The sequence below is a fragment of the Rhabdobacter roseus genome (genome assembly GCF_014202275.1).
Taxonomy (GTDB): domain Bacteria; phylum Bacteroidota; class Bacteroidia; order Cytophagales; family Spirosomataceae; genus Rhabdobacter; species Rhabdobacter roseus.
In genome coordinates this window covers 110,128-119,718 of record NZ_JACHGF010000014.1, presented here as the reverse complement: position 1 = coordinate 119,718, position 9,591 = coordinate 110,128, and the positions used below count along the sequence as shown (strand labels likewise).

8 protein-coding genes are annotated in these 9,591 nt (G+C 50.3%); 3 read left to right on the top strand and 5 right to left on the bottom strand.

Features of this window, described 5'->3' with window-relative positions; all coding sequences use genetic code 11:
- Window positions 1-99: 99 nt before the first annotated feature.
- Complete coding sequence (locus HNQ92_RS26200; protein ID WP_184179076.1) at window positions 100-1,236, bottom strand: restriction endonuclease; 1,137 nt, start codon at window positions 1,234-1,236, stop codon at window positions 100-102.
- A 318-nt stretch (window positions 1,237-1,554) separates the two neighbouring features.
- Window positions 1,555-2,487, bottom strand: coding sequence for a sugar phosphate isomerase/epimerase family protein (locus HNQ92_RS26195; RefSeq protein WP_184179074.1), 933 nt, complete (start codon window positions 2,485-2,487; stop codon window positions 1,555-1,557).
- A 192-nt stretch (window positions 2,488-2,679) separates the two neighbouring features.
- On the opposite strand from HNQ92_RS26195, the gene HNQ92_RS26190 reads away from it, so the two are divergent.
- The 3 genes from HNQ92_RS26190 to HNQ92_RS26180 are packed head-to-tail and all read left to right on the top strand — an operon-like array spanning window position 2,680 to window position 6,246.
- Window positions 2,680-3,585 carry an SMP-30/gluconolactonase/LRE family protein gene (locus tag HNQ92_RS26190; RefSeq protein WP_184179070.1) on the top strand — a complete coding sequence of 302 codons (906 nt, stop codon included), beginning with the start codon at window positions 2,680-2,682 and terminating at the stop codon, window positions 3,583-3,585.
- Window positions 3,586-3,622: 37 nt separating this feature from the next.
- Window positions 3,623-5,737 (top strand): outer membrane protein assembly factor BamB family protein, encoded by a 2,115-nt coding sequence (locus tag HNQ92_RS26185; RefSeq protein WP_184179068.1) that lies wholly within the window; start codon window positions 3,623-3,625, stop codon window positions 5,735-5,737.
- Between the two features lie 44 nt (window positions 5,738-5,781).
- Window positions 5,782-6,246, top strand: a complete 465-nt coding sequence (locus tag HNQ92_RS26180) for a hypothetical protein (protein ID WP_184179066.1) — start codon at window positions 5,782-5,784, stop codon at window positions 6,244-6,246.
- Between the two features lie 283 nt (window positions 6,247-6,529).
- Here the strand turns inward: HNQ92_RS26180 and HNQ92_RS26175 are convergent, their stop codons facing one another.
- The 3 genes from HNQ92_RS26175 to HNQ92_RS26165 all read right to left on the bottom strand — a co-directional run bounded on the left by HNQ92_RS26175 (window position 6,530) and on the right by HNQ92_RS26165 (window position 9,017).
- Entirely contained in the window at window positions 6,530-7,216 is a 687-nt protein-coding gene (locus HNQ92_RS26175) for a hypothetical protein (RefSeq protein WP_184179064.1), read from the bottom strand.
- Between the two features lie 80 nt (window positions 7,217-7,296).
- Window positions 7,297-8,094 (bottom strand): N-acetylmuramoyl-L-alanine amidase, encoded by a 798-nt coding sequence (locus HNQ92_RS26170; RefSeq protein WP_184179062.1) that lies wholly within the window; start codon window positions 8,092-8,094, stop codon window positions 7,297-7,299.
- Between the two features lie 23 nt (window positions 8,095-8,117).
- A complete protein-coding gene (locus tag HNQ92_RS26165) occupies window positions 8,118-9,017 on the bottom strand; it encodes a hypothetical protein (RefSeq protein WP_184179060.1) in 900 nt (299 codons plus the stop codon).
- Window positions 9,018-9,591 lie beyond the last annotated feature (574 nt).

Sequence of the window (9,591 nt, the reverse complement as noted above, 5' to 3'; positions counted from 1 at the left end):
AAATATTCTTTCACAAATCACCGTCTACCAGGAAAATGACATCAGCTAAGAAAGCGGAATCCTAAAATTAAAAAATAGGTTGTGCAACGGTTACCACTGTTAGGCGTAGTTATTTTTCTTGTTTCCAAATTTCATAATCCACTCTACCACATCAGCGTACTCTCGTAATGTCAATTGATACTGGTGTTTCTGTTGGAATGTCTTTGCATCTTGAGTAAATGATGACGTTGTCACAAGCATTGCACTATTTGCTTGAGCATCACAAAGTGTTCCATATAGTGTTCTTACTAAATCAACTCCAATTTTTCTGTCTTCACGATAGTGTTTAGCCTCAACAAGACACAGCAAACGACCAACATCAGTATTTAGGTAAGCAAGAATATCAGAACCGCCATCTCTCGTTTGTTTAGTCAATTCAACGTCCCATCCCATGTCTTTTAATAACTCTGCTAATAGTTCTTCAAACTGTCTTGGGGTTAAATTTCGGATGCTTACGGGTTGCTTTTTGAGTGATTCTATTAAGTGGTTACTAGCATTTACTATGATTGGTTTTGTTACAGCGATAATTTGGTTTTTAGGAAATATGATACCATTTTGAATATCATAAAGTGGATCATTTGTGGAAGCAAGTATTGAATCAACATTGTCTCCGTTAATTAATTTACATAAAATTGAAAGTGCAAGAGGAAACCCTTTCGAGGCCTCAATAGCTTCAGAAATTTGTCCATCTGTCAATTCGCTTGATAATAATTTCCTCAACAAATCTCCTGTTGATGAATTAGAAAGCGGTTGAAGCGACAAGCTCTGACCTCTTGAAAACTTCAATTCGCCTCGTCTAATAAATATCAGTGAGGTAACAATTTTATAGTTAAATATTTTACTGGCGGCTTCTTCGTGTTTTTTTTGTGACCAAACATCAGTCCCATCAATTACAACGGTAAGTCTACCTCCTCTTTCATATCGATTATCACTTATTCTACGAATTTCTATAAGTAAGTTGTCAATAGCATTATCGTCAATATTTGATGAAATGTCATACCACAATGGAGTATAAGAAATTCTCCTTGAGGAAAACCATTGTTTCACAAGAGCAGTCTTACCGACACCGCTTACACCAGAAATAATAATTGGAGAAAAAGAAGAACCCCTTCTATACAGATGCTCATCAAGCCATTCTAATTCTTTTTCACGTCCAACAAAATTTCGGTCATAGTCTCTTTCAAAGTCAAAAGTCATATCAATGTGGTGTCTGATTAATTACGCCTAACATTTGTATATACGGACCTAGTTTCGTGTATATCCGTTTATAGCCGTAGCCATTTGCCATCATATACAAACTCACTGCAATGTTTTTAATATGTTTGTATCTAGTAGTAGCGTAAAAGAAATAAGCAAAAGTACCTGCGGCTGGAAACCAAATATATCATTTATCTCACCAAAAGCGTAACTCCCAGACCTTTTCCTTTGAGGAGGAAAAGGAAAATTTTATCCTACGGCACTTATCACGCATTGGCCGTGTGGAACACGAAGCCCAGATTACCTCCAAACTACCCTTCACCCCAGCAACGGCCCAAAAACAGTCTGCGCATTGCGTAGGCTTTGCTGGTGCGCCTCCAGGGCGGAGAGCGTACGCGGCGACTTGGCCTCAATGCACTGCTCCAGCACCACGTGCGGCCGCACGCCCATCGCCTTTAGCTCGCTGACCAGCCGGGGGTAGTCGATGTCGCCCGCGCCGAAGGCCTCCGCCCAGGTACCCCCCACCGACTGGCGCACGTGCAGCTCGGCGGTACGTGCGCCGTAGAGTTTAAGTACGTCGAAGACGGCCAGCTGCGAGTTGCCCGAGCCGCGGTAGATCCAGTGCACGTCGAAGCAAAAGGAAACGTTTTGCGGGTCGGTGGCTTGCAGCATGTGGTGAAACTCCCGCGCCCCGGCGCGCATCTCCACGTCGTGGGTGTGGTAGGCCAGTGTGATGCCGCGCTTGCGGAGCTCCGCGCCCAGGTAGTTGAGGTTTTTGGCCTGTTCGGCCAGTTCGGCATCGTTCTTAATTTCTTCTCCACCCCAGCGTAGCGGGCTGGGGTTCGTCACCAGTACTTGCAGGCCCAGCGGCTTGCCCGCCTCCGCAATGGCCAGGGCCGTGGTGATGGAGGCTTTGGCGTCGTCGGTTTTGTGCAAGGTACTGTTCACGTAGGCCGACGGCATGGCCAGGTGGTACTTTTTGAGGAGCGGGGCCAGGGTACCTACCTCTTCTACCTGGGTGAAGCTCGGTTCGTAGGCCGTCAGACCCGACTGCACGTACTCAGCCAGCGAGGCGTCCAGGTTGGCGGCCCAGTCTTTGCCGTCGCGCTGGTAAAACGTAAACCAGGTGTACTGGTTGCAGGAAATGGCGCGGGGCTTGGCCGTTGGCGTGGCGGCTAAGTACCTGGGGGCGGCCAGGCCCGCGGCGGCGAGCGCGGTGGTGGCGAGAAAGTGGCGGCGGGTGGAAGTCATGGCGGGTAGGGGGTAGGTATTTCTAGAAAAGTACTCTTTAAAAAGACAGGGCCGCGCCGAATCTCCCCGTGTCGGCGAAAACTTGTTTAGAGGTACTTAGGGTACTTTGCGAAAAAGTACCCGAGAAAAGTGGGGCCAAAAGAAGTATGATTGGCCCAAAACCTGATTTTATAGAAAACCATTTTCTCATCCATGCGCAAACCGATTTTGTTTTTCCTACCGGCCCTGCTGGTGCTCCTGCTGTCAGGTACCCGCCAGGAGCAGCCCCTGGTCAAAGAAGGCGCCACGCTGCAAAAGCTGGCCGATGGCTTTGCCTTCACCGAAGGGCCCATCTCCGACGCCGCCGGGAACGTGTACTTCACCGACCAGCCCAACAACCGTATTCTGAAGTGGAGTACCGACGGCCAGCTCTCGACCTACCTGGAGCCTTCGGGCCGGGCCAACGGCATGTACATAGATCATAAGGGCAACCTGTGGGTGTGTGCGGATGAAAAAAATGAGCTGTGGCTGATCGATAAAAACAAGAACGTGAAGGTACTTTTGAAAGACTACCAGGGCAAGCTCTTCAACGGTCCCAACGACCTCTGGGTCCGGCGCGACGGCGGGGCCTACTTCACCGATCCGTTTTACAACCGCCCGTACTGGCAAGGCCGCAGCAACCAGCCCGAGCAGGACGCACAGGCGGTGTACTTTTTGGCCAAAGACCACAAAACCCTCAAGCGGGTGGTCGATGACCTCAAGCAGCCCAACGGCATCGTAGGTACCCCCGACGGCAAAACGCTGTACGTGGCCGACATTGGCGCGAGCAAAACCTACGCCTACCGGATCAACAAAGACGGTTCCCTGAGCGACCGTCGGCTGTTTTGTGACATGGGCTCCGACGGCATGACCCTCGACAACCGCGGCAACCTCTACCTGACCAACCGGGCGGGCGTGACGGTGTTCAGCCCGCAGGGGCAGCAGATCCTGAACATACCGACCGGCGAAGGCTGGACGGCCAACGTCTGCTTCGGCGGCAAAAACCACCAGACGTTATTCATCACCGCCAGCAAGAGTTTTTATTCCATCGACATGAACGTGAAGGGTGTGAACCCGTAAGTACCTCTTTTCCAAATCGACCTCCGTTGTCATTGTTATGCTTCGACCCGCCCTTCTGATTGCTTCTCTGGGTACTTTAGGGGTACTTGGCCTCATGGCCATTCGTCCGCTCCCGCCCAAAAACACCGACTGGGCCGAGTACAACGGCGGTCCCGACCGCAACCATTTTTCCGCGCTGACGCAGATCGACACCAGCAACGTGAAGCGCCTGCGCGTGGCCTGGGAGTACGCCTCGGGCGGGGCCGATACCGTGCGCCACAGTACCCAAATGCAGTGCAACCCAATCATCATTCAGGGGGTACTTTACGGCGTGTCGGCGGGCTCGCAGGCTTTTGCGCTGGACGCCGCCACGGGCCGGGAGCTCTGGAAAACCAAGCTGACCGACGATACCTTCAGCATGAATAGCCGCGGCCTGACCCACTGGACCGACGGCCAGCAGAGCCGGATTTTCTTTGCCTACGGCGCGTTTCTGTACGCGCTGGATGCCCGTACGGGTAAGCCGGTAGGTACCTTTGGGCAAGGCGGGAAGATCAACCTGAAAGACGGCCTCGAGCGCCCCGGTGCCGACGACTACGTGATCTCCAACACGCCGGGGGTTATTTTCAAAGACCTGCTCATCATGGGTACCCGGGTTTCGGAGAGTGCCCCGGCGCTACCGGGCGACATCCGCGCCTACGACGTCCGGACGGGGCGCATCGTCTGGACCTTCCACACGGTACCCCGCCCCGGCGAATACGGCTACGACACCTGGCCGCAGGAGGGGTACCTGAACGTAGGCGCGGCCAACAACTGGATGGGCATGGCCATCGACCGGCCACGGGGCGTGGTATACGTACCTACGGGCTCGGCGGCCTTTGACTTTTACGGGGGCAACCGGCCCGGCGCCAACCTCTTTGCCAACTGCCTCCTGGCGCTGGACGCCGCTACGGGGCAGCGGCGCTGGCACTACCAGACCGTCCACCACGACATCTGGGACCGGGACATTCCGGCTCCGCCCAATTTGTTTACGATTACGCAAAACGGCAAAAAGCGCGACGTGGTGTCGGTACTGAGCAAACAGGGATTCCTCTTCGTGCTGGATCGTGATACCGGCAAGCCCGTTTTTCCCGTGGAAGAAAGACCTTTCCCCGCCTCCGACATGCCCGGCGAGCAGACCTGGCCCACGCAGCCCATTCCGCTGCTACCCAAGCCCTTTACCCGCCAGAGCTTCACCGCCCAGGACGTCAATTCCTTTGCCGCCGACCGCGAGCAAATCATGGCCGAGGTACGCCAGGCGCGTACGGGAGGGCCTTTTATTCCGCTCAGTACCACCCGGACCATCTTCTACCCCGGCACCGACGGCGGACCGCAATGGGGCGGCGCGGCCGTGGATGAAAACAGCGTACTCTACGTACCGGCCAAAGAAAATCCGGTGTACACTTCCCTGGCCGAACGGCCCACACTGACCGAGGCCACGGCCTCCGTTACCGGCAACCAACTCTACCAAACCCACTGCGGCGCTTGCCACGGCGCCAACCGCGAAGGCAGCCACGACGGTACCTACCCCTCGCTTCAGGACGTAGCCGCCCGGCGCAACGAGGCGTCGGTGCAGGAGCTTTTGGCCAAAGGGCAGGGCATGATGCCCGCCTTCACGCACCTGAAAGACGAAGAACGCCGCGCGCTCGTGGATTTTCTCTTTGGCAAAAACACCTCGGCCAAAACCAGTAAGTCCGCCAGCCTCACCCAGGTACCTTACAAAAATACCGGCTACAACCGCTGGTACGACCGCCTCGGCTACCCCATCAGTACGCCGCCCTGGGGTACCCTCACGGCCATCGACATGCACACGGGCGAGCACCGCTGGCAGGTACCTTTGGGCGAGTACCCTGAGCTCACGGCCCGCGGCATTCCGCCCACCGGCACCGACAACTACGGCGGGGCCGTGGTGACCAAAGGAGGGGTACTTTTCATCGCCGCCTCCCTCGACGCCCAGTTTCGGGCCCTCAACCGCCGCACCGGCCAGGTACTTTGGCAGGTACCTTTGCCCGCGCCCGGCTACGCCACCCCCAGTACGTATGCCGTTAACGGTAAGCAGTATGTGGTCATCGCCTGCGGCGGCGGCAAGCTCAAGTCCAAATCGGGGGATCGGTACGTGGCGTTTGCGCTGGAGTAGGGGCATATATCGAGTAGCTAGCCTAAACCTCTGCCATATTTCTTATGATGTGGGAAGAAAAAATAGAAAAGCTCAAAAAGGAGTTTTCCGCACAAGAGTTTCATATTCCTTTTACAAACTGGTTAGGTATTATGAAAGGAATTGAGAGCAAGTTTATTGTGAAACAAAGTTCAACATATTTCCTCACCAATTGGAAGGAGAATATTAAAAGTAGATATTTTGTACATGGGATCGCCTCATCAACCTTTCAGAACATTTTTATTGCATTGGATGAAAGTCAGACCTATTGGTTCGTGGCTGTGATGGGGAATGTACCAACAAGTAAGCAATACGTTTACAGTTGCAGCCCGAGAGCTCTGCTGTCATTAGCTTCCATGACTTCAAACGACTTTTTTATTGTTGACAAGCGATTATCTTGGTTTACCTATTTTCATCGTACCGATGATAAAGTTATAGTCTATAAAAGCGGTGAGACAGAGACACCTTTTGACACAGCAGTTCTAAGTTGATGACCGTAATTGGCTAACAGAATGTTTATGAGAGGATTTTTGCAGAACTATATTTGAACTGTAAAAAACCAATCGACAGCAGCTAGGTAAATGATGCGACACAACGGCTAATGCAGCCACTTCGTAAACACCCTGATGCTAAGCGTAGTCTCTGACTACGTTTGTGTGTTTTCGGTCTCTGACCGAAACGGATGCCTTATACACCGGTCAGAGACCGGTTGCCACTCGGACGTAGTCAGAGACTACGCCCAACACGGAGACCTAGTCTTTGTCCAACATGGAACTACGCGCCATTTTGGTTTGCGTCGCGAATAATTTTGTTGATCGTAACGCTTACAAAGTTGTTTTTAAGCGTCACGGGCGTAATGCCCAGATCGTCAAAATCGCCCCCTAAATTGGTGAAGCTTTGGAACCAGGTAAACAACGGTTGATCTTCTACTTTACCCAAGAATTTACCGATCACTTGGGCCAGGGAAGTTACTAAATCGGCCACTTGGCCAACGGGCGTTGCGTTTTTAGCGATGTCTTTTATGGAAGTAATGATGTTCGAGAATTCCGTGTCGTTCTTGGCGTTAGAAAGAATTTCGCCAGCTTCCCTCGTCTTTTGTTTGCTTTTAATGACCGAAATAAAAGTATGAATCTGGGACGGCGCTTTGGGGGTAGTTTCGGTCTTTTGCCAAAAATGGATCGTTCGATTAATGCCCAAACCCGTATTATCCAAGGTTTTTGGGAAACCTTTCAAGTCTAGCGTTTGAACGACGTTACCCAAATCATTGATGGCAATGACGATAACGTATAAGTCGGCACCTTTGTCTTTCTTTTTCGATAAAGGAGCGTGGGTATTATTATCCATGACGAAGACGTCCGTCAGGCGAAGTTCAATGCCGCTCACCTCGGATGAAGCAGGTATGTCGCCGGTTTCGACGAGGTTGAAAATATTTAGTTCGGAAGGTTGGAAATTGAGGGCCATTTTCTTTTAAGTTTAAGGGTGAATTAAGTTTAAGGGTGAATTAAGCGTAATTTTATGTTATTATACTATTCAAAGTAGGATTAAACCACCTCTCCCGTTGCTCCACTCCAGAAATAATCCCCGTCCTGATTAAAGTACCATTTACGGTTTCCCTGAATAGGCTGGCCGTTGGTGACCCAGCCTTCGAAAGCTAGCGTACTTCCGGCCGGTGCGGTGGACACAATACCCGCCGAGGTAGTGGGGGCCTTACGCCGGATATTTAGGTTTTTAAGTACCCTGACGCTCCCACTTTTCTTTTCTTCCTGGAGGGCGGGTATACCGCTTACGGGGGCAGGGGTAGGAGGGGCGGTCCCATCCACCAGGGCGGTACGGTGCTGCCGGGCCAAATCGAGCAGGATATTGAAGTTCACGTGTTGTCCCGGACAGGACTTTAACGAATAAATTTCGTGGTGACCGACCACGTGAGCCCGGTCCAGCGGAATGTGAAAATCGACACACAGGTGAGCGATCAATTCGGCGCTTTTGTGATACATACGGTCCGACCAGGGCGTTTGTCCAAACCCTTCGTGTTCGATGCCGATGGTGTAGTAGTTGGGGTTGTAGAAAGTACCATTTCCGGCGGCTTTCATACCTACCCAGGTTGGTTTATTGACGCGCCCGGCGTGCCAGGCGCTATTGGCGAGGTCCACGTATTGGTGTAATTCGCCGTTTTTTCCAATACCAAAGTGGGCCGATACCTTTGAGATTGGGTCTCTGAACCAGGCATCGGTGCCTACCAAGGTACCTTCCATGATGTGTACCACAATGGCTTCAGGCTTGAAGGATTTCCTTCCTTTGGTAAAGTGCGGGCTGGGTACTTGTTTATCGACGGGAATCATGGGTAGATGAGGAGCGTTAGCGTTTAACCTTCGGTTTGTTTGTTTTCAGGAGTTGCCTCATCAGCCACTACTTCGGCGTCTTCAGTAGGTGCTGGTTGGAGGCTGGGTGGAGTAAGTACTTTACCCTTGTCTGAGGTACTATTGAGGGGTAGGATCAGGTCTTTAATACGCGTCAATAGCTCGATGGCTCGCCCGGAAAAGAAACCAAGTATAAAAGCCAGGATGATGGTACCCTTGCTGAATTCCGCCAGTTCGATGTCTCCCTGAGAAACAAGTTTGTTAATGCTGAAATAGATAATCAGGCTACAGAGTGGGGCGTAGAAAAACTTGGCGATGTGCGTATTGAGCTCTTTGAGGTCAAACAGTTCCGTCTTCAAAGCTTCCGAAACGCTGTACAGTAAGCTGGCGATGAGCCCGAACCAGGTCCAGAAAATGATTTCCAGATAAACGCTTCCTTCCACCAAATTACAATTATATAGCTCTTGCTTTCGATTCCCTTCGGTGAGCCAGAAGTATGACTTTACCCGAATGGGGTAGTTGGGAATTACGACAGAGAATTGTGTTCTATTAAACTGATTAAAATAGGTTGTGAAGTTTACACTGTCTGCTTTGCAAAGAGGCTTACGCACGGAAAATATATAAGTATATACGGTGGCTTTCCGAATACGATCTATTTCTTCGTCTGTCATGGCTTCTCTCTTTGTCTTTTCGCCGCCAAGAGCTTTGGTTGTATCAGTCGGAGTTCTAAATGAATTAGATTCCCCGAATAAAATCAGGTTAACATCGGTTGTCTCCTGTTTGGAGAGTTTGATGATCTCTGCTCCCGGAATAAAAAAGTGCAGAAGCAGGTAAATAACTACCAAGCCTGTCAGGACGGAAGTGACCCATAGAAACCATTTTTTGACAATACTTTCGTTGTCCATTATACGTAATGGGTTATAGAAATATGAAATAAGAACAAGAGCAACGCGTTAGCACTGGGTATAACTTTCCTGTTGCAGATCATCATGACCTGCGGAGAAAAGGACCTCAATGAATGTTTGTAACGTTATGAGAGGACTCTTCCTGCCATGAACTAATAAATTAGAGCATACAGGAAGCGTAGCTTACTTTCATCAAGTAAACAATAATAACTGGCAACTATTAAAAATAGGAAATTGAGAAAGTAACGAACGTTGTGCTGTATACGTGCAAGTAGAGTTGATGAAGAATGCTTGTAGATTATTCGATTCGCACAGATCTTGAAGGAGGCAGATTTTTGCCGTTGAAATCTACGGGTTAAATGTAAAACTATTTTTGAATAGGTAATATTATTAAAAGAAATTTTTTAATAATTATTTATCAATCGGTAGGTACCATTGTAAAGCGAAGTGAAAATGCAACTTTAGACGAATAAAGGGGTACTTTTCAGGGCCTACTTTTATCATTTACCAGCGGTGACTTGCAATTCTGTTCTCGTTTGTAGTTATTTAGGGAGAATTAGTCACAAGTACCCAG